Here is a 609-nt window from a genome sequence, read left to right as displayed (position 1 = left end):
AGTAACCACACAGAAGACCATTTCTTCCGTTACTTGTTGGCCCGCGTATTCGGGTTACCCAATATAGTTGACCTGAATACCGATCTTGACCACGACGGCCAGGTATTCGAGTATCTTATATTCCTCTTTCCACGCTTTTTGAAGCAAGCGATGCGTAAGGGCCTGTACAAGCAGTACGTTACTTACCAGCGTAATGAAGCGACGATCAGAGGAACCATTGACATCGCTCGCCACATTAAAGAAAACACTCCATTCACCGGCAAGGTTGAGTTTAACGAACGCCAATTTTCTTTTGACAATGCGATGATGCAGCTAGTCCGGCATACCATTGAGGTCATCAGCTTAAAGCCGAACGGCAAATTTCTTTTGGCGCAGGTAAAAGATGACGTGCGACTAGTGCGAGAAGTGACTGGGCCGTATCGAGCATATGAACGCAGAAGAGTTATAAACCAGAACACGAAACGGTTGATACGCCACGCTTATTTTCGCGAATACGCAAGCTTGCAAAAACTGTGTCTGTTGATTCTGCAGCAGCGCAAACATTTTGTTGGTTCAGGCAAGAGAGAAATCTACGGCGTGCTTTTCGACGGCGCTTGGCTGTGGGAAGAG

At 47.1% G+C, this 609-nt stretch carries 1 protein-coding gene; it reads left to right on the top strand.

Features of this window, described 5'->3' with window-relative positions; genetic code table 11:
* On the top strand, nt 1–609 hold a 609-nt coding region (locus HMPREF1627_RS00555; protein WP_034500162.1), incomplete at both ends, for a 5-methylcytosine restriction system specificity protein McrC.

It is taken from the genome of Actinomyces sp. S6-Spd3 (genome assembly GCF_000758755.1).
Lineage (GTDB): Bacteria > Actinomycetota > Actinomycetes > Actinomycetales > Actinomycetaceae > Pauljensenia.
Note: the sequence above shows the minus strand (reverse complement) of the source record. Positions and strands in the feature narration are given on the sequence as shown.